This window comes from Xanthomonas sp. 3498 (genome assembly GCF_014199795.1).
Taxonomy (GTDB): Bacteria; Pseudomonadota; Gammaproteobacteria; order Xanthomonadales; family Xanthomonadaceae; genus Xanthomonas_A; species Xanthomonas_A rydalmerensis.
Map to the genome: position 1 here is coordinate 451,973 of NZ_JACHOH010000003.1, position 19,524 is coordinate 471,496.

The 19,524-nt window shown below is 69.4% G+C and carries 16 protein-coding genes and 1 riboswitch; of the genes, 7 read left to right on the forward strand and 9 right to left on the reverse strand.

The features are described from left to right. Positions 1 to 82: 82 nt before the first annotated feature. The 3 genes from GGR66_RS11820 to GGR66_RS11830 all read right to left on the reverse strand — a co-directional run bounded on the left by GGR66_RS11820 (position 83) and on the right by GGR66_RS11830 (position 6,146). Positions 83 to 658 (reverse strand): TetR/AcrR family transcriptional regulator, encoded by a 576-nt coding sequence (locus GGR66_RS11820; protein ID WP_160966677.1) that lies wholly within the window; start codon positions 656 to 658, stop codon positions 83 to 85. An 82-nt stretch (positions 659 to 740) separates the two neighbouring features. Beyond that, positions 741 to 3,455: a phosphoenolpyruvate carboxylase gene (ppc, locus tag GGR66_RS11825; protein ID WP_184448353.1), complete on the reverse strand. Its 2,715-nt coding sequence runs from the start codon at positions 3,453 to 3,455 to the stop codon at positions 741 to 743. Positions 3,456 to 3,617: 162 nt separating this feature from the next. Then, the gene (locus tag GGR66_RS11830; protein WP_255421668.1) at positions 3,618 to 6,146 is read right to left on the reverse strand and encodes a prolyl oligopeptidase family serine peptidase; all 2,529 of its coding nucleotides are present in this window, start codon (positions 6,144 to 6,146) and stop codon (positions 3,618 to 3,620) included. Between the two features lie 152 nt (positions 6,147 to 6,298). Beyond that, positions 6,299 to 6,398, forward strand: a riboswitch (S-adenosyl-L-homocysteine riboswitch). 33 nt (positions 6,399 to 6,431) lie between these two features. Here GGR66_RS11830 and ahcY point away from each other — a divergent pair. The 3 genes from ahcY (at position 6,432) to GGR66_RS11845 (ending at position 8,733) form a co-directional block, all read left to right on the forward strand. Then, positions 6,432 to 7,877 (forward strand): adenosylhomocysteinase, encoded by a 1,446-nt coding sequence (ahcY, locus tag GGR66_RS11835; RefSeq protein ID WP_160957428.1) that lies wholly within the window; start codon positions 6,432 to 6,434, stop codon positions 7,875 to 7,877. Between the two features lie 270 nt (positions 7,878 to 8,147). Beyond that, positions 8,148 to 8,432, forward strand: coding sequence for a DUF1778 domain-containing protein (locus tag GGR66_RS11840; RefSeq protein ID WP_160966673.1), 285 nt, complete (start codon positions 8,148 to 8,150; stop codon positions 8,430 to 8,432). Position 8,433: 1 nt separating this feature from the next. Beyond that, positions 8,434 to 8,733 carry a type II toxin-antitoxin system RelE/ParE family toxin gene (locus GGR66_RS11845; RefSeq protein WP_184448354.1) on the forward strand — a complete coding sequence of 100 codons (300 nt, stop codon included), beginning with the start codon at positions 8,434 to 8,436 and terminating at the stop codon, positions 8,731 to 8,733. A 105-nt stretch (positions 8,734 to 8,838) separates the two neighbouring features. On the opposite strand, the gene GGR66_RS11850 is transcribed toward GGR66_RS11845, so the two are convergent. Beyond that, a complete protein-coding gene (locus GGR66_RS11850) occupies positions 8,839 to 9,096 on the reverse strand; it encodes a hypothetical protein (RefSeq protein ID WP_184448355.1) in 258 nt (85 codons plus the stop codon). A gap of 26 nt (positions 9,097 to 9,122) precedes the next feature. After that, positions 9,123 to 9,884, reverse strand: a complete 762-nt coding sequence (locus tag GGR66_RS11855) for a class I SAM-dependent methyltransferase (protein ID WP_255421669.1) — start codon at positions 9,882 to 9,884, stop codon at positions 9,123 to 9,125. 511 nt (positions 9,885 to 10,395) lie between these two features. Here GGR66_RS11855 and GGR66_RS11860 point away from each other — a divergent pair. From GGR66_RS11860 to GGR66_RS11870, 3 genes are read left to right on the forward strand one after another with little or no spacing between them, the layout of a single operon-like run. Continuing rightward, on the forward strand, positions 10,396 to 11,787 hold the full coding sequence (locus tag GGR66_RS11860; protein ID WP_184448356.1) for a cytochrome P450: 1,392 nt from the start codon (positions 10,396 to 10,398) through the stop codon (positions 11,785 to 11,787). After that, positions 11,780 to 12,694, forward strand: a complete 915-nt coding sequence (locus tag GGR66_RS11865; RefSeq protein WP_184448357.1) for a sulfotransferase domain-containing protein — start codon at positions 11,780 to 11,782, stop codon at positions 12,692 to 12,694. The genes GGR66_RS11860 and GGR66_RS11865 overlap by 8 nt, the downstream gene beginning before the upstream one ends. Next, positions 12,691 to 13,395 carry a sulfotransferase family protein gene (locus tag GGR66_RS11870; RefSeq protein WP_184448358.1) on the forward strand — a complete coding sequence of 235 codons (705 nt, stop codon included), beginning with the start codon at positions 12,691 to 12,693 and terminating at the stop codon, positions 13,393 to 13,395. Before GGR66_RS11865 ends, GGR66_RS11870 begins: the two co-directional genes overlap by 4 nt. 11 nt (positions 13,396 to 13,406) lie before the next feature. On the opposite strand, the gene GGR66_RS11875 is transcribed toward GGR66_RS11870, so the two are convergent. Then, entirely contained in the window at positions 13,407 to 14,189 is a 783-nt protein-coding gene (locus tag GGR66_RS11875) for a TorF family putative porin (RefSeq protein ID WP_184448359.1), read from the reverse strand. Next, positions 14,186 to 16,726, reverse strand: a complete 2,541-nt coding sequence (locus GGR66_RS21345) for a methyl-accepting chemotaxis protein (RefSeq protein WP_184448360.1) — start codon at positions 16,724 to 16,726, stop codon at positions 14,186 to 14,188. Before GGR66_RS21345 ends, GGR66_RS11875 begins: the two co-directional genes overlap by 4 nt. A 516-nt stretch (positions 16,727 to 17,242) precedes the next feature. Between GGR66_RS21345 and GGR66_RS11885 the strand changes: the two genes are divergently transcribed. Beyond that, entirely contained in the window at positions 17,243 to 17,740 is a 498-nt protein-coding gene (locus GGR66_RS11885; protein ID WP_160966659.1) for a DUF6630 family protein, read from the forward strand. Positions 17,741 to 17,809: 69 nt separating this feature from the next. Here GGR66_RS11885 and GGR66_RS11890 read toward each other — a convergent pair whose 3' ends face one another. Both GGR66_RS11890 and GGR66_RS11895 read right to left on the reverse strand, forming a co-directional pair. Further along, on the reverse strand, positions 17,810 to 18,367 hold the full coding sequence (locus tag GGR66_RS11890) for a DUF3228 family protein (protein ID WP_160966657.1): 558 nt from the start codon (positions 18,365 to 18,367) through the stop codon (positions 17,810 to 17,812). Between the two features lie 203 nt (positions 18,368 to 18,570). Continuing rightward, on the reverse strand, positions 18,571 to 19,491 hold the full coding sequence (locus GGR66_RS11895) for a M14 family metallocarboxypeptidase (protein ID WP_184448361.1): 921 nt from the start codon (positions 19,489 to 19,491) through the stop codon (positions 18,571 to 18,573). Between the last annotated feature and the right edge of the window lie 33 nt (positions 19,492 to 19,524).

Here is a 19,524-nt window from a genome sequence, read left to right on the forward strand (position 1 = left end):
CGTGCCAGCCGCCGCGGCCAGCGCCGTCTGGGCGCGCCCGTGTCCGCCGCGGCGCGCTGCCGCGCAGCGCCGGCAGCGCGGCTCACAAGTCCGCCGCCGCTGCGGGCGTGGCCAGGGCGTGGCGCAGCAGGCGGCACCCCCGCTGCGCCAGCGCCTTGCGCTCGGCTTCGTCGCTGCCACGCTGGCAGGCGCCGAGCATGTCCATCGCCAACCCCAGATCCTGGTCGTCCAGGTCGGCACGGCACAGGCCGGCGGCGATCGCACGCTGCAGGTACGGCAGCAGGATCGCCATCGCCCGCGCATGCGCCGCGGCGATCGTCGGATGCTCGCGCGGCATCGACCGCCAATAGTCGGCCAGCGGCGCCGACATCGCGATGTGCTCGGCGACGTCGTACAGCAGCAGGAACAGCCCGTCCGGCCGCGTGCCGATCTCGCGCGCGCAGCCCTCCAGGCCGTCCAGGCCGCGTTCCAGCAGGGCCGCCATCAGTTCGGTGCGGTCGGCGAAATGGCGGTAAAGGGTGGCGCGGCCGAGCCCGGCGCGCTCCACCACCAGTTCCAACGGCGCCAACACGCCATGCTCGCAGAACACCTCGTCGGCGGCGTCCAGCAACAGGCGGCGGCGGTGGGCGGTATCGGCTCGCATTTCCATGCGCGGCATTATCGGACAATTTTGTCCGCTTGCAAGCGGATCGCGGTCGGCAGCCGCCGGCATCGACCGGCGGCACCTTGAAACACTGGCCTCAGCCGGTGTTCTGCACGCCCTGGGCGACGCCGTTGACGCAGGCCACCAGCGCCCGCAGCAGGTCTTCGTCCTCGCCCTCGGTGGCGCGCCAGCGCTGCAGCAGGTCCACCTGCAGCACGCTGATCGGGTCGATGTAGGGGTTGCGCAGGCGGATCGACAAGGCCAGCCGCGGATCGTGCTGCAGCAGCGAGGTTTGCCCGGTCAGCGTCTTCACCCAGCCCTTGGTCAGCGCCAGCTCGTCGCGGATGCGCGGGAAGAAGCGCTCGTGCAGCGGCCCGGACAGGCGCGAGAACATCTCGGCGATGTTGAGGTCGCCCTTGGACAGGACCATGGCGATGTCGTCGAGGAAGGTGCGGAAGAACGGCCAGTCGGCGGCCATCGCGCGCAGCGCGTCCTCGTGGCCGGCGTCCACCGCCGCCTGCAGGCCGCTGCCCACGCCGTACCAGCCCGGAATCACCGCGCGCGCCTGGCTCCAGGCGAACACCCAGGGAATCGCGCGCAGGTTGGACAGCGCCGCATCCTGGCCGAGCCGCCGCGACGGCCGCGAGCCCAGGGTCATGCGTTCGATCACGTCGATCGGCGTGGCCAGGCGGAAATAACGCATGAACTCGGCATCGCCGACGAAGCCGCGGTACGCCTGGCTGCTGTGCTCGGCGACCAGGTCCATCACCGGCCGCCAGCCGGCCTCGCGCGCGTCGGCCGCACGCGGACGCAGGCTCGACAGCAGCACCGCGCCGGTCATCTGTTCCAGCGAGCGCAGCGCCAGTGCGCGGATGCCGTACTTGCGGTGGATCACCTCGCCCTGCTCGGTGACCCGCAGGCGTCCGTCGACGCTGCCGCGCGGCGCCGCCTCCAGCGCGCGCGTGGTCTTGCCGCCGCCACGCACGATCGAGCCGCCGCGGCCGTGGAAGAAGGTCAGGCGGATGCCCAGTTCGGCCGCCGCCTCCAGCAGTTCCACTTGCGCGCGCTGCAGGCCCCAGCGCGAGGCGGCGATACCGCCGTCCTTGCCGCTGTCGGAATAGCCGAGCATCACCATCTGCACGTCGTCGCGCGCAGCCAGGTGGCGGCGGTAGACCGGATCAGCCAACAGGTCACGCAAGGTCGCGGTGCCGCCGCGCAGATCGTCCACGGTCTCGAACAGCGGCACGATGTCCAGCGGCACCGCGCCGTCGTCATCGACCAGGCCGCCGCGGCGCGCCAGCGCCAGCACGGTCAGCACGTCGGCGCGGTCGTGCGCCATCGAGATGATGTAGCTGCCCAGCGCGTCGGCGCCGTGCCGCGCGCGCGCATCGGCGAGCGCGGCGAACACCGCGTCCAGCCGCGCATTGCCTTCGTCGTCGGCGGCCGGCAGTTTCTGCTCGCCGCCGGCATAAGGACCGAGCAGGCGCGCGCGCTCCTCCACCGCCCGCGCGTCCCAGTCCTGCGTGTCCAACGCGGCGGCGACCGCGCGCGCGTGCACGCTGGACTCCTGGCGCACGTCCAGCCGCGCCAGGTGGAAACCGAAGCTGCGCACCCGCCACAGCAGGCGCCGCACCGCGAACCAGCCGGCGTGCAGGCCCTTGTTGGCCTGCAGGCTGTCCAGGATCAACTGCAGGTCGCTTTCCAGTTCGGCCGGGGCGGCATAGGCACCCGGCGCGTCGTCCAGGGTCGCCTGCAGGCGCGCGCGCATCAGGTCGTTGAGCAACCGGTAGGGCATGTCGCCGTGGCGCGGCCGCGAGCGCGCGGCGGCCTCCGGCAGCAGTTGCCGGTAACGCTCCAGTTGCTCCAGCAGCGGTGCGCTGACCGCGACCAGGGTGGTCGACTGGCTGAGCAGGCTGGCCAGTTGCCACAGTTCCTTCAGATAACGCTCCAGCACCGCGCGCCGCTGCGCGTCGAGGGTGGCGGTGATGGTGGCGGCATCCACATTGGGGTTGCCGTCCATGTCGCCGCCGACCCAGGTGCCGAAGCGCAGCAGCCGCGGCAGGGTCAGCGCCTGCCCGTAGGTCTCCTCGATGGCGTGCTCCAGGGTCTCGTACATCACCGGGATCACCCGGTACAGCACCTGGGTCAGGTAGAAGCCGACGTGCTCGCGCTCGTCCTCCACGGTGGGGCGCACCGGCGAGGAGTCGGCGGTCTGCCACGAGGCGGTCAGCGCCATGCGGAAACGCGCCGCGTCGGTGGCGCGCTCGCCCGGGGTGCGCAGGCCGTCGAGGTTGTCGACCAGGCTGGCCACCATCAACTGTTCCTTCTCCAGCAGCGCGCGCCGCACCGCCTCGGTCGGGTGCGCGGTGAACACCGGCTCGACGTCGATGCGCGGCAGCCAGTCGCGCAGCTCGTCGATGCCGACGCCCTGCGCCTTGAGCCGGCGCAAGGCGTCGTGCAGGCCGTCCGGCTGCGGTGTGTCGGCGCTGCTGCGCTGGTAGTCACGGCGGCGGCGGATGCGGTGCACGCGCTCGGCGATGTTGACCACCTGGAAGTAGGTACTGAAGGCGCGCACCAGCGCCTCGGCGTCGCGCGGCGCGCGGCCGGCGAGCTGCTCGCTCAGCGAGGACAGCGGTGCGGCGCGCTCGCGGCGTGCGATCGCGGTGGTGCGGATGCGTTCGATCTCGTCCAGGAACTGCGCCGAGACCTGTTCGGCGAGCAGGTCGCCCACCAGGGCGCCGAGGCGGCGCACGTCGTCGCGCAAGGGAAGGTCGGGCGTGGCGAAAACGATACTGCTGCGGGACTCGTTCATCGGGAAACGCATGGCTCGGCAGTGGGGGCGCCGCAAGCCTAACCGAAAAGGGATCGCGTCCCGTCGGCCGCGGCGACGGTTTCAAAGCGAACCATTTGCGCCGCACGGCAGTGCCCTGTGCCACGGCTGCACGAAAACGTGCGGCCGTGGCACAGGCACGACTCAGCGCGACACAGCGCCTGCCGCAGTCGGCGTGGGCGCCGGCCCCAGATAGGTGCGCAGCCAGCGCTCGCTCTCGGCCAGCATCTGCATCACCGATTCGCGCGCACGGTAGGCATGCGCCTCGTTGGGCAGCATCACCAGCCGCGCAGTGCCGCCGTTGCCCTTGATCGCCGCGTACATGCGCTCGCTCTGGATCGGGAAGGTGCCGGAGTTGTTGTCCTCGGCACCGTGGATCAGCAGCAGCGGATCCTTGATCCGGTCGGCGTAGTTGAACGGCGACATGGCCTGGTACACCGGCTGCGCCTGCCAATAGGTGCGCTCCTCGGACTGGAAGCCGAACGGGGTCAGCGAGCGGTTGTAGGCGCCACTGCGGGCGATGCCGGCCTTGAACAGGCGGGTATGCGCGAGCAGGTTGGCGGTCATGAAGGCGCCGTAGGAATGCCCGCCGATGGCGATGCGATCGCGATCGGCGACGCCGCGCCGCACCACCTCGTCCACCGCCGCCTGCGCATCGGCGACCAGTTGCTCGACATAGGTGTCGTTGGGTTCGCGCGCACCCTCGCCGACGATCGGCATCGACGGGTCGTTGAGCACCGCATAGCCCAGCGCCAGGAACGCCTGCGGCCCCCAGTAGCCGATCGCATTGAACCGATACGGCGAATCGGTGACCTGGCTGGCGGCGTCGGCAGATTTGAACTCGCCCGGATAGGCCCACATCAGCATCGGCAGCGGGCCGTCGCGCTTGACGTCGTAGCCCGGCGGCAGCAGCAGGGTCGCGGTCAGTTCCACGCCGTCCTTGCGCCGGTAGCGGATCTGCTCCTTGTGCACGTCGCGCAACTGCGGCGTGGGATGGGTGAAGCGGGTCAGCGCCACCGGCTCGGCGTTCGCGCTGTCGAGCCGATAGAAATTGCGCGGCTCCTGCGGCGTCTCGCGGGTGATCAGCAGGCGCTGACCGCTGTCGTCGAGCAGAGCCTGCGGCACCGCGTAGTACGGCGCCTGCGACTGGAACAGGCGGGTGCTTTTCCGCGTGTCCAGATCGTAGCGGTCCAGGAACGGCCGATCGCCCTGCGGCGAGGCGCCTTCGCCGCGCAGGAACAGGCTGTGGCCATCGGCGGCGATCAACAGGCGCGGGTTGCCGGCGGCATCGCGCTCCGTCACCGGCGTGCCGGGATCTGCGTAGCGGTCCTCCTGCGAACGCTGCGCCAGTAGCTGCGGCGCCTGCGCGGGATGGTCCGGGGCCACGCGCCACTGCTTGGTCTGCCGCGTCTTCCACCAGAACTCGTCGATCAGGGCCAGATCGCCGCGGCCCCAGGCAATGCCGGCAAAGCGCGACTGCAGGCGCGCCAGCGTCACCGGCGGCGCCTTGAACGGCGCCGCCTGCATCATCACCGCGTCGCGCACGGCCGCTTCGCGCGCCGGGTCGCCGCCGTCCTGGGCTTCCGCCCAGACCAGGGTGGCCGGCGCGTCGCTGCGCCAGTCGATGTCGCGCACGCCGGTGCGCACCGCGTCGTTGCCGGTCGGCAGGCCTTCCACCAGCGGCAGCTGCGCCACCGTGTGCACCGGCTTGCCGGCGCGGTCGAGCACCTCGATGGTGCGCGGGAAGCCACTGGCCGGCACCAGGTAGGAGAACGGCCGCTGCAGGCGCTGCGCCAGCAGATAGCGGCCGTCCGGCGACGGCGCCAGCGACAGGTACAGGTCCGGGTTGGCGATGCGCTGCACCTGCCCGTCGACATCGACCAGCGCCGGCTGCGCGCGCAGTTGATCGTCGAACTGGCGCGCGTCGGCCTCGTTCTTCAGCAGGTCCTGATAGGTGCGCAAGGCGGTGGCGCCACCGCCCGCGGTCTGCTGCACCGCCGGCCCGGTCGGCACTGCATCGGCGGGCGGCGCCGCGCCCTGCTCTTGCGGCTGCAGCAGCACCAGCAACTGGTGGCTGTCGGGCATCCACGCGTAACCGTCGCCGGACACCGTGTTCAGCCGCTCGGCGACCCGCCGCGCTCGCTGCGCGGCGATGTCCACCACCCACAGCTCGTTGGCACCGTTGCGTGCGTCGATCCGGTTGAAGGCCAGATGACGCTGGTCCGGCGCCCAGGCCATGCCGGCGATCGACAGCGGCGACGGCAGGCCGTCGATGCGCAGCTCGCTGCCGTCGGCGATGCGCAGCAACCACAGTTTTTCGCCGAAGACGAACCGGCTCTGCGAGCGGGTGCGCGGATGGATGCGCAGCCCGGCGAGCTTGAGTTCCGGCTGCGCGACCTGGGCGATGCCGGGCAGCGCGGGGAGCTGCAGCATCGCCGCCAGATCGCGCCGGGGACTCAGCGACAACTGCGGCGGCCGCGGCGCATCGACGATGGCCTGCAGCGGCGCCGACGGCAGTTGATAGCCGCTGTTGGCCGGATCGGCGGTGGCCGCCGCCGCAGGTGCCGAGGCCGCGTTGGCGGCGGCGCTGCCGGCGGCGGCCAGGGCCGCGCACAGCAGGCCGCAGACCGGCCTGGCGACGCGGCGGCGCCCGCGCACTGTGATCTGGTTCATCTCTCCCCTCTCCTTCCCATCGAACGAACCGACGAAGGTTGCAGGGCCGGCGTCGAGCGCCCCCTGTCGATGGTTGGGCCTGGGCGTGTCATCCATGTTCTGACCGCGTGTTCAAGCGCCACACGCGGCAGCCGCTATAATCGGTTACCCCTTGCGCCGAGGGGCGCTGCGACCGGATCGAGACCGCGTTCCCCGTCTCCAGATCCGGCCAGGCTCGGCGCGAGGCTTGAGCGACAACGGCGCCCGGACTTCGCGAGTTTCTCGCCATTGACCGGAGCTTTATCGATGAACGCTGCACTCAAGCGCTTTTCCACCGAGGGCGACTACAAGGTCGCCGACATTTCCCTGGCCGATTGGGGCCGCAAGGAACTGGACATCGCCGAGCACGAGATGCCGGGCCTGATGTCGATCCGCCGCCAGTACGCCACCGCCAAGCCGCTGGCCGGCGTGCGCGTCACCGGCTCGCTGCACATGACCATCCAGACCGCGGTGCTGATCGAGACGCTGAAGGACATCGGCGCCGACGTGCGCTGGGCCTCGTGCAACATCTTCTCCACCCAGGATCACGCCGCCGCGGCGATCGCCGCCACCGGCACCCCCGTGTTCGCCTGGAAGGGCGAGACCCTGGAGGAATACTGGGACTGCACTCTCGACGCGCTGACCTTCACCCTGCCCGACGGCACCCAGACCGGGCCGGAGCTGGTGGTGGACGACGGCGGTGACGTGACCCTGCTGATCCACAAGGGCTACGAGCTGGAGAACGGCTCCAAGTGGGTCGACGAACCGGCGTCCTCGCACGAGGAGCAGGTGATCAAGAACCTGCTCAAGCGCGTGGCGGTGGAGCGCCCGGGCTACTGGACCCGCGTGGTCAAGGACTGGAAGGGTGTCTCCGAAGAGACCACCACCGGCGTGCACCGCCTGTACCAGCTGGCCGAAGCCGGCACCCTGCTGATCCCGGCGATCAACGTCAACGACTCGGTGACCAAGAGCAAGTTCGACAACCTGTACGGCTGCCGCGAATCGCTGGCCGACGGCCTCAAGCGCGCGATGGACGTGATGCTGGCCGGCAAGGTCGCGGTGGTATGCGGCTACGGCGACGTCGGCAAGGGTTCGGCGCACAGCCTGCGCGCCTACGGCGCCCGCGTCATCGTCACCGAGATCGACCCGATCTGCGCGCTGCAGGCGGCGATGGAAGGCTTCGAGGTCAACACCGTCGAGGACACCCTCGGCCAGGCCGACATCTACGTCACCACCACCGGCAACAAGGACATCATCCGCATCGAGCACCTGACGCAGATGAAGGACCAGGCCATCGTCTGCAACATCGGCCACTTCGACAACGAGATCCAGGTCGAGGCGCTGTACAAGCTGCCGGGCGTGCAGAAGATCAACATCAAGCCGCAGGTGGACAAGTTCGTGCTGCCCAACGGCAATGCGATCTTCCTGCTGGCCGAAGGCCGCCTGGTCAACCTGGGCTGCGCCACCGGCCACCCCAGCTTCGTGATGTCCAACAGCTTCGCCAACCAGACCCTGGCGCAGATCGACCTGTGGCAGAACAAGGACAGCTACGAGAAGCAGGTATACCGCCTGCCGAAGAAGCTGGACGAGGAAGTGGCGCGCCTGCACCTGGAGAAGATCGGCGTGAAGCTGACCAAGCTCACCGACGCGCAGGCCGCCTACCTGGGCGTGCCGGTCGACGGCCCGTTCAAGCCGGAGCACTACCGCTACTGAGCCGTTGGCAAGACATCGCCATGCAGACAAGAACGGGCGCCGCGAGGCGCCCGTTTTTTGTGCGGTCGGTGCTGCGAGCGCATGGTCGGGAGGCTAGGAACATGCTCGGGAGGCTAGGAATTCGTATCGAGCGAAAACTGCCGGCATCGCTGAGCCAATCCCTGCTCCAAACGGACTTTCCGCCAAGCTGACCGAAGGCGGCTGTCCGGCCAGGCCGCCTGTACCACACCTGTGCTACATTGATTCCACACCAATCGCCTGGAGCTCCCCATGAGCACCACCACCATCCGCCTGCCGGACGCGCTCAAGGCCCGCATCGCCAAGGCTGCGGAAGCGGCCGGCACCACGTCGCACAACTTCATCCTGGAAGCCATTGCCGAGAAGGCCGAGCTGGCCGAGCGGCGCGTCGACTTCCATGCAGAGGCCGAGCGCCGTTGGGGCCAATTCCTCGAGACCGGCGAGAGCATTCCCTGGGACGAGATGCGTCGTTATCTGATGGAACGCATTGAGGGCAAGGACACTCCCCCTCCCGTCCCCCGCAAGTTCGCGAAATAGCATGGCGCACGTCGAGTTCCTGCCATCTGTCAACGAGGACCTACGGCGCATCATCGGCCATCTGGAACAACACGAAGCCGAACATATCCAAGAGCGTCTGAGCGAGATCGTCAGCGCATCGAACGTGCTGACGGACAATCCGCTGATCGGCCGGCTGACGCGCCATGATGTGCGTGAACTGGTCATTGGCCAAGGCGCTCACGGATATATTGCCCTCTACCGATACGTGGTTGCGCTGGATACCGTCTTTGTCCTGGCGATCCGCGCGCAACGCGAGGCAGGCTATGCACGCAATGCCTAACATCAAGGCCGGCGCGCCAACCTGATCGATGCGATGCTGACAGGGACATGGGCGCGCGAAGCCCCACCCCGACTGATTTGCTACAACTGCGCCCCCTCGCGCCTGCTAGCGCGGCACTTCGCTGCCGGAAGATGAAATGCTGAGTGACTCCCGCAGCAAACTGGCGATCGCGAAGCCAATCGCACCGTGCTTGGTCGTGGCACGAGCGTCGACCAGACCAAGCACGATGCGGCGCGGCTGCAGGCGCGGTTCGCCCATGACACCAACGGTATCGACCGGTATCGCATCGGCATGGACACGCAGGCGCCAAAGGTGACATGGCCCCACTGCAGATTCCGCAACGCACACACCGGACATCGCCATCTAGTGCCTGAGACGGCGCAAGTCTTTCAGATCCTGCGCTCGCCAGCCGCCACGTACACCGAAATCTGGATGCGGCTGCGCGCGTGATACGGCGCACGTGCCCAGTCGCTCCAGCGCGCCTCAAGACGCAGGCCGGCGATCTGCGCCATCAGGTCCAATTCGGACGGCCACACGTAGCGGCGGCGCTCGCTGAAGATGCGCGTGCCGGACTCACCCAGCACCACCACGCGCTGGTCGATGCGTTGCTGCAGCGGATCGGGCTGCGAGCAGACCAGCATCACCGCCGCGCCGTCGCCGTCGGTATCCGGTACGTCCAGCACTTGGCTGACCTTGCCGCCGCCGTCGAACACCTCTGCGCCCGGCACCGCGGTCTGGATCAACAGACGCCCGTCCGGCGCCAGACAGCGCGCCGCGTTGACCATGCAACGCAACTGCTCGGCCTGAGTCAGCAGATAACCGAATGCCGCCACCGCATAGATCAGGCCGAACGGCCCGAACACGGGCATGTCGGCGAAGTCGGCGCAGACCAGTTGCAGGCGTTCGCTGCCGGGTTTGGCGCGCAACGCCTCGAGCATCGCCGGCGCGTTGTCGATGCCGGTGACCGGCACATCGCGATGCGCGAGCGGCAAACCGAGGCGGCCGGTGCCGATGCCCAGTTCCAGTGCCGCACGGCCCGCGGCCAGCTCGGCTAGGACACCGACGCACTGCTGCGTGACGACGTCGGGCCAGCGATCGTAGAACCGGTCGTAGATCGCGGCCAGGCGGTCGTAGTCGTGGGTCACGGGCATCCGTAGCCACTCGTTGCCGAAGTGGCGCGACGATAGCACGCACTGATGCGACGGGATGGCGCGTCGCACAGGGCAACGCCGTGCATACCAGGCGCTGCAATGAACGGCGGTTGCGTGCAATACACGGCACGGCGCCGCAGATGACATGGGCATTGCAGTTGGCCGCGCTTCAGTCTTTCGCTTGCGTCGCCACACCCAAGCAGGGATGCTTTTCCCGCGTCTGTCACGGTGACAGACGCGACAACCGCAACAGATCCCCCGTTCAATCAGGAGTATCGCCATGAAACGCCTTTTTGATTCGCTGTCGCGCTGGGTGCAGGGCCTCGGCGGCCGCAAGCTCGGCTACATCTACACCTACTGACCTTCCCGCCACCGTCGTGTGGCGTGCCTGTGCGAGAGGGGGCAATCGCCCCCCTCTCGCGGCGCTTTTCTTCGCGCGGCCACGCGCTTCGTTCGCGATGCGACACATGCAAGCTTCCGTCTCGCGGCGCGTCACCATGCGGATCTTCGCGTGACAGAAGCGCAGCGACTGCCACCAGGGCCGCGCGGGCACTGGGCGTTCGGCAATCGGCAGGCCTTCGCCGCCGACCCCCTGGAATTCCTGCAACGCAGCGCACGCGAGCATGGCGACGTAGTGCAGATCGCCGAGCGCACCTATCTGATCGCGGCACCGGCTGCCATTGCCACGGTGCTCGGCGACGACGGCAGCCTCTATGCCAAATCGGATCCGGATCCGCGTGCGCGCCGCACCGCATTCCCGGGATCGGTGATGAACAGCGAGGGCGAGGCCTGGCGGCACAAGCGCCAGGCACTGCAGCCCGCGTTCCGCGCCAGCCTGGTGCGCGACTACGCCGGGCAGGCGCTCGCTGCCACGCAAGCGTTGTTGCAAGCGAGCAATGACAGCGCCCACGCCCAGGATCTGCGCCTGACGATGACGGCGCTTTGTGCGCAACTGGGCGCCGGTTTCCTGCTCGGCGACACGGCGCACGCGCCGGCACTGCTGCGAATGCTGCCGATGGTCGATGCGATCCTGCAGCAGACGCGCACGCCGTCGGCGGCACCGGCCTGGTGGCCGAGTGCCGGCAAGCGGCGACTGCGTACCGCACGCGGCGAACTGGACAGCGCGCTGACGCAGATCCTGGTGTCGCCGCGTTCAGCAGGCACAGGCGCTTCGGTACTGGAGCTGCTGCAGCGCGACGATCCGCAGGGCCAGGGCGACTGGTGCCGCGACGAAGCGGCGGCGATGCTGATGTCGGCGCTGGAGCCGATGGCGGCCGGCCTGACCTGGACGCTGCTGCTGCTGGCCCAGCATCCCTCGATCGCGCAGGCGGTGGCGGAGGAAGCCGATGCCCTGCCCGGCCTCGACAGCGCGTCCGCCACGGCCTGGGACGACGCGCTGGTCGAACGCCTGCCGCTGGCCCGCGCCTGCGTGAAGGAAGCCATGCGCCTGTATCCGCCGGCGTGGATGACCGCGCGCATCGCGCAACGCGACACCACGCTGGAGGGCTTCGCGGTGCCGCGCGGCACCCAACTGGTCGTCAGCCAATGGGTGGTGCAGCGCGATCCGCGCCACTTCGCCGCGCCGGATCGCTTCATGCCGGCACGCTGGCTGGACCCCGCACATGCGCCGGCGCGCTACACCTACTTCCCTTTCGGCGGCGGCCCGCGCAGTTGCATCGGCAGCCAACTGGCGCTGGTGCAGATGACCGTGGTCGTGGCCGGCCTGCTGCGCGAGCGCATGCTGCAGCTGGCTGCGGATGCGCAGCCGCGGCCGTATCCGGCGCTGGTGCTGCGTCCACTCGATGTCCGCATCGCCCTGCGCCCGCGCACGGCAGCCCCGCCCCGCCAGTCGCCTATCGCGACGGCGCCCCTCGCTCCCACACCGGAAGCCCCGCATGGCTGATCCCGCCGCCTTCGCCAAGACCCGGGAATATCCCAACCGCTTTTTCGATTCGGCTGCCTGGAACGCGCTGGCCTTCCGCGACGGCGACATCGTCATTGCCAGCTACGCAAAGGCTGGCACCACCTGGCTGCAGCAGATCGTCGCGCAGTTGTTGTTCGAGGGCGCGGCGGACGTCGACGTATCGGCGATCTCGCCATGGTTGGACGGCGTGTACCCGGACCGCGCCAGCAAGCTCGCGCTGCTGCAGGCGCAGGCCCACCGGCGCTTCATCAAGACCCATTTGCCGGCCGATGCATTGGCGGTCAGCGATCGCGCCAAGTATCTGTACATCGGCCGCGATGGCCGCGACATCGCGCTCAGTCTGTACGACCACCAATGCGCGGTCAGCCAGGATGCGCAGGCGCGGCTGGACGCCGGCGCGGCCGAACCCGGCAAGCTGCGCGTGGTGCCGCCACCGAGCCTGCCCGTGGACGCCTATGTGGCGCATTGGCTGGCCCACGACGGCGCGCCGTTCTGGCCGTTCTGGGAAGGCGTGCGCAGCTGGTGGCAGCAGCGCGCGCAGCCCAATGTGCTGCTGGTGCACTACGCCGACCTGCTGGAGGATCTGCCCGCACAGGTGCGGCGCATCGCCACGTTCCTGGAGATCCCGGTACGCGAGGCGACCTGGGAGACGATCCTGGCGCACTGCCAGTTCGGCTACATGCGCCAACACGCCGCACGCTACGTGCCGCAGGGCGCCGGGCTGTGGCGCGAGGGCGGCAAGGCCTTCTTCAACCAGGGCCGCAGCGGCCGCTGGCGCACGCTGTTGCCGGCAGCCGTCGCCGCCGACTATGAGGCGCGCGCGCAGGCAGAGCTGGGCCGCGAGGCCGCGCAGTGGCTGGCGCAGGGCGCAGGGGCGTCCGCATGAGCCTGCGCATCATCGGCGCCGGCCTCGGCCGCACCGGTACCCTGTCGCTGAAAGTGGCGCTGGAGCATCTGGGCCTGGGCCGCTGCTATCACGCCATGGAACTGGCCGCGAACCTGCGCCAGGCCTTGCCGCTGTGGGACGCGGCGATCGACGGGCAGGCGGATTGGGAAGCGCTGTTCGCCGGCTACACCGCCACCGTCGATTATCCCGGCTGCTGCTTCTGGCCCGAGCTGGTCGCACGCTATCCGCAGGCCCAGGTGATCCTGACCGTGCGCGATGCCGATGCGTGGTTCGATTCTGTGCGCAGCACCATCTTCGCCAGCGACGGCAGCGTGCCGGCCTTGTTCGGCCCCGATGGCCAACGTCTGAGCCAGTTCCTGCGCCGCGGATTCGCCACGCGCATCGACGATCGCGGCTTCATGACCGACTACTTCCACCGCTGGAACCAGGCCGTCATGGCCAACTTCCCGGCACATCGCCTGCTGGTACTCGACACCGACGCGCAGAGCGGCTGGGAACCGCTGTGCGCCTTCCTCGGCGTGCCGGTGCCGGCACAGCCGTATCCGCGCGTGCATGCGCGCGGCAGCAGCGGCACGCAGGCGCGCCCGCTACCGAGCGACCCGGCACAACGCGAACAACGCCTGCGCGACTACCTGGACCGGCTCGCCGTGGAGGCGTTCGCGCCGTCCGTCGACGGCTGATCGCCACCCGGCTACAGCGAGAAATTGCGCTTGATGGTGAACGACCAGGCGCCGTCGATCGGATTGGTGACATGCACCCGGCCGTCGCCATCCCGTACGCCAGTGGTGTAGCGGCGGTAGACCCCGGCGCTGTTCCAGGCCCGCGAATAGGCCAGCCCGAACTCGGTGCCGCGCCAGGTGCGGCTCAGGCCTACGCGCGCGTCGGTCCAGCCGTAGTCGGCGAAGTTGCGCACGTGCTGATGGCCCGCATGCATGCTCGCCTGCCAGTCCGACGCCAGCGGTAGCGTGGCGTCCAGCGCCAGATAGCTGGAGCCGCGCGAGTGCTGGCCCTGGCCGACGCCCAGCGTGGCACTGTTGTAGCCGAAGTAGTCGCGCGTCCAGGTGCTGGCATAGGACAGCTCCACCGTCCGCCAGTGCCCGGCGACGATGGCTTCGCCGTAGTCGTAGCGGGTGCCGCTGGCGCTCATGCGCGCGCCGGGATACGCGTAGTGGTAGACGCCGGCGCGCCAGCCCCAGTCGCCGTGGCTGGCCGCATAGCCGGCATACACGTCCCACTCCACGTGCCCGCCTTCGATGAAGTACGAACTCACGCCCGACGCCCAGGTGCCGGCATACCAGCCGCTGTCGGCGGCCACGTCCAGCCCGCCCTGCAGCACCGGCCGGCCCCAGCTCTGTTCGAAGCCGCGCGAAACGTAGTTCGAGGTCGCCGCCAGATTCGCGCTGGCGGTCCCGGCCCAGGCCGGTGCAGCGGTGCCCAACGCCAGCAGCAGCACACCCGTGCGCACAGCCCTCACGACACCAGCTCCAGCCGCGTCCGGCCCGACGTCCCCAGGCCGCCCGGCGATGGTGCCGCGAGCTTGAACAACGCCACCGCGCGCTGCAGTTCCTCGGCCTGCTCCTCCATCGCCCGCGCCGCCGCGGTGGCCTCCTCGACCAGCGCGGCGTTCTGCTGGGTCACCTCGTCCATCTGCACGATGGTCTTGCCGACCTGTTCGATGCCGGCGCTCTGTTCCTGCGAGGCGGCGGCGATCTCGCTCATGATGTCGGTGACCCGGCGCACGCTGGCCACCACCTCGCGCATGGTGTCGCCGGCGCCGTTCACCAACGCGGTGCCGTCGTCGATCTTGCCGACCGAGGTGTCGATCAGGCCCTTGATCTCGTGTGCCGCGGTCGCCGACCGCTGCGCCAGCGCACGCACCTCGCTCGCCACCACCGCGAAGCCGCGACCCTGCTCGCCGGCGCGCGCGGCTTCCACCGCGGCGTTGAGCGCCAGGATGTTGGTCTGGAAGGCGATGCCGTCGATCACACCGATGATCTCGGCCATCTTCTTCGACGCGGCGGCGATGCCGGTCATGGTCTCCACCACCTGCTCGACCACCGCGCCACCGCGCGACGCCACACCGGCGGTGTCCTGCGCCAGGCGATTGGCCTGGTGCGCATGCTCGGCGTTCTGCTTCACCGTGGAGGTCAGCTCCTCCATCGAGGCCGCGGTCTCTTCCAGATTCGCCGCCTGCTGCTCGGTACGCCGCGACAGGTCGTCATTGCCGGCCGCGATCTCGCCGGCGGCGGTGTTGATCGCGGTGGTGGCCTGCTGGATGCGACCGACGATGCCGGTCAGCTGCTCCACGGTGGCATTGGCGTCGTCGCGCATCTGCGCGAACACGCCATGGAATTCGCCGTGCATGCGCGCGGTGAGGTCGCCCTGCGCCACGGCGCGCAACAGCGCCGACAAGGCCGAGAGATTGCCTTCGGTCAGCTCCATCAGCCGGTTCAGCCCGACCACCATGCCGCGGAAGTCGTACTGGAAGCGTTCGGCATCGCCGCGCCGGGAAAAGTCGCCGGAGGCCGCGGCCTGCGCCAGTTCGGTGATGGCCTGGTTGATCGCCTGCAGGCTGTGCTTGGTGGTGCGCATTGCCTCGGTGATCGCCGCCTTCTCGCCCGGCAGCGGTTCCATGTCCACCTGCATGTTGCCGATCGCGTACTGCGACATCACCTCGACCAGGCGCCGCTGCACGTCCACGTGCGCGGCGACCAGCGCGTTGGTGCCGTGGACCATGCGCCCGTATTCGCCGGGGAAGCGCTCGGCGTCCATCCGGTAACTCATCTCGCCGGCGTCGTGGCGCTGCGCCATCTCCGCCTGGGCCTGCATCACCGCCTGCAACTGCGTCTGCATGCTGCCCATCGCATCCAGCAGCTGGCCCAGTTCGTCGTCGCGACGGTGGCGGACCTGGCTGTCCAGGCGCCCGGCGGCGACCGCCGAGGACACGCGCACCGCCTCGGCCAGCGGATCGAGCACCTGCCGGCGCAGCAACAGGTACAGCGCACCGCTCAGCAACAACGCCGAGAGCAGGCCGACCGCGGCGATGGTCCACAACAGCGCACGCGCCTTGGCCATGACCAGCGCATACGGCACCGAGATACCCAGCGCGAACGCCTGCGGCGCATCGCCGATCTTCAGCGGCACGAACACGTTCAATGCATCCTCGCCGTCGGCGCGGCGATGGTCGAATACCACCTCGCCCTTGGCCACGCGCGCGAGCATGTCCTTGGACCAGGCGTCGTTGCGGGTCTTGCCGACCTGCTGCGGATCGCGGCTGGCCATCACCATGCCCAACGGCGACAACAGGCTGGCGTAGCCCTCGCCCATCGGCCGCAGCGCGGCGATGCGCTGCTGCAGCGTATCCAGGGTGAAGTCGACGGTAACCACACCCAGGAAGCGGCCGTTCTCCAGGATCGGCGTGGCCAGCGTGGTCATCAACGTGTCCTTGCCGGCCACCGGGTAGTAGTACGGCTCGATCACCACCGGCTTGTGCGTATTGCGCGCCAGCAGGTACCAGTCGCCGTCGCCGGGCTTTTCGTAGTCGCGCAGCGCCTCGCGCACCAGCTTGCCGTTCTGCCGCGACCACCAGGTCATGTAGCGGCCGGTGGCATCGTGGCCCTCGGCACCGACGAAGGCCTTGTCGTTGCCGTCGAACGCGTCCGGCTCCCACATCGTGCTGATGCCCAGCCATTGCGGATGCGCGTCGAGCTGGCTGCGCAACACCGCAGTGGCGGTGGCACGCGACAAACCAACGGCGTGCTGCACGCGGAAGCTGTTGGCCAGCGCGTCGCTGGCGTCGAAGGCAACGCCGATCTCGCGCGACACGCGCTGCGCTTCCAGTTGCGCCAGGTTCTCGATGCTGGTGCGCGAGGTCGACAGCAATGCATCGCTGCTGCGCCAGTAGATGATCATCGCGGTCAGGCCGAAACAGGCGAGCGCGAGCAGGCCGGTACCCAGCATCAGGCGTTTGGCGACGCTGCCGCGACGGCGATGCGGCGACGGAGTGGACATGAGGGCTTCCTTGGCGGGGAGAGGGAATACGGTCGCGGGGAACGCGCCACGCGGCAGCTCACCGCAGCGCGCGGCGCGAGCGCGCCGTGTCCGTTGCCGATGATCTGCCCGGGACGCCTTCCCCACCGGGCCACGACGCGCGGCCGGGCATCACGTCCCGGCGCGGCTGCATGGCGGCCCACCCCATCGCTATCGTCCCGTCGCCCGCAAACTTGATGGCCATCCCGCGCCAGGCCGATGAACGGACGGGTGTTCGCGTTCAAAGCGGCCGATCGCGCGTGGTTTTCTCCTGTATGCATGCGCCAGTGAACAGCTGCGTGCACTGGTGCAGCACTGCGTGTCGGCATACACAAGCGCGACGGCATGAGGGACGAGCCATGCGGATACCGGCGAGGTACGCGCGGTATGCGAGCAAGCCGCACGCGAACGGACGGCGCCCCCGGTGCGGCCACGGCAGCCCGGTGTTGCTGCCGGCACGACGGTGCATCGACAATGGCCCGTACAAGGAGAGAGGCCATGCACCCTGCCCGCGACAGCTGGACGTCCATCTGCGACACGGTTGCGCCCGAAGACCACGACCTGGGCGACGACGTTGCGCTCGCCGTGGAGGCGCCGGCGCGCTATCTGCAGCGGTTCGAAGAATCGCTGTTCGAGCGCGGCATCGAAGAGCCCCATCAGGTCACTCCGTGGCTAGCCCTGGTCGACGGGTTGATCGCCCGGCGCTTGTGCACCGAGGTGGATTGGAAAGTGGACGCCGCCGACCTCGCCCACGCGCTGGGCGAACTGCGGCCCCTGGCGGGCATGCGGAACGTGCTGTCGCCACTGGCCGCATCGCAGACACGCAACGAAGAGGCGCTGACGCTCGCGGCGCGCTGCCTGCACGCGCAGGGCATGGCACTGATCCATCTCGACATCGACAGCGACAGCTATCCGTTGCTGGTCGTCCCTGTGGACCGGGGCGAGGCGACGCGGCGGATGGCCGAAGCGTTGGGCGAACGCGCCGCCGCCCTGTAAGCCGCGACGCGCGTATCGCCGTCGCACGCATCTTCCGGCGTGCTGGGCATCGACACGTGCGAGCCGGGCTTACGGCCGCCAGTTGGCGTTGTATTCCCAGAACGCCACGCTGCGTCGATAGGCGTCGCGATCCAACGGAACGCCGGAGCCACCCTCCTCCACGCCCAGCGCATTGCGCAGCATGGTGATCGGCGCCATCGGGATCTCCTGCGGCTCGGCGGTGTACAGGCAACCGACCACGCCCCAGTCCGCCTCGATCGGCGCGCCCTCGTGGGCGAGTTGTTCGCGGCTGTAGAGGATGGGCAGCAGGTACTCCGCCACCGGCGGCTCGACCCCTTCGAACCAGCGCACCAGTACCGGCAGTTCCTCGCGACTGCGCGCCTCGTAGCCGGAACGCAGCAGGCGCCGGTTGGCGTCGGTGATCGGCACGGTCAGGCAGCGCGTCGAGGTCCAGTTGCGGTGCACGTGCAACTTGCAGAATGGCGCGTAGCCGTCGAGCACCTGCAGCGGCGCGTGCGCGTTGAGATGCTGCTCGAACTGTTCCGGCGTGCAGTCCTGGATCGCATTGCGGCGGCCATCGCGCGGGAACAGGCGCGTGCGGGCGAACGGCGTGAGGACGATGGACATGGCGGACTTGGCGAACGAGGGCGGACAAGCGTAGCGCGCGGCACGGCCGGTGCCCACCGTGCCGCCAGATCCCGATGCGTATCTGGCGCATCAGCCTCAGCATGGGAAACCAGGATAGGAGCGGCTTCAGCCGCGACGGGCGTTACCGGCAATGCCGTCGCGGCTGAAGCCGCTCCTACGGATGCTACGCACCACGCTTCCGGTTAGGGATGCGCCAAGGCGTAATCGATCGCCGCGCGCACCGCCGCCGCCTGCGCGGCATTGCACTGCTCCGGCGTCGCGCTGGCGCTGTCCGGGTATACCTCGGTGGTGGTGGTGTAGCGCGCGTCGGTGATGCCCGCGCACAGGCCCAGCCGCTTCACCGGATAGTTGATGACCCCCGGCGCGGCCAGCGGCGTGCCGATCAGTTCGCCGGCGGCATCGGCCGGTGCGATATGGGTGACCTGCGCCACCGCGGCCAGCACCGCCTGCTGGAACGCCGGCTGCGGATTCTCGCTGTCGCCGACCAGGTAGAACCCGTCGGGAATGCCGCCCGGCTCGTAGGCGATGCCATCGCGCGCGGCCAGCGCCGGACGGAACTCGGACTCGTCGCTGTCGGTGGTCTCGTGCAGGTCGATGTGCATGCGCACCCGATCGCGCAGCGGCGCCACCAGGCGCAGCAGCGCGGCCGACTCCTGCGCCGGGCTGTCGGCGCGGAACGAACGGTTGGGATCCAGCGCATCGGCGTTCCAGCGGTGAATGCGTTCGTACGCCCACGGGCTCACGCACGGCGCCACCAGCACGTTGGCGCGGCCGGCATACGCGTCGGCATGCTGCTGCGCGAACTGCAGCGCGCCATGCACGCCGCTGGTCTCGTAGCCATGCACGCCGCCGGTAACCAGCATGCACGGCAAGGCGTCGTCCCAGTTGCGGCTGCGCAAGGCCAGCAGCGGATAACGCTCCTGCGCATACGCCAGTTCCCCGTACGCGACCACCTCCCACTGCCCGCGCAGGCCTTCGATGGCGGCGACCACCTCGTCCTGGTAGCTGCGCCGGCGCGGCTGTGTAGCCAGCCAAGCCGCCTTCTCGGCGGGGCCCCAGGGCACGCCGGGGGTTCCGATCGGATAGAAGGCTGCGCTGGTCATGGTGCGGCTCCGCGTCGACAGGTGAGGGCGGCG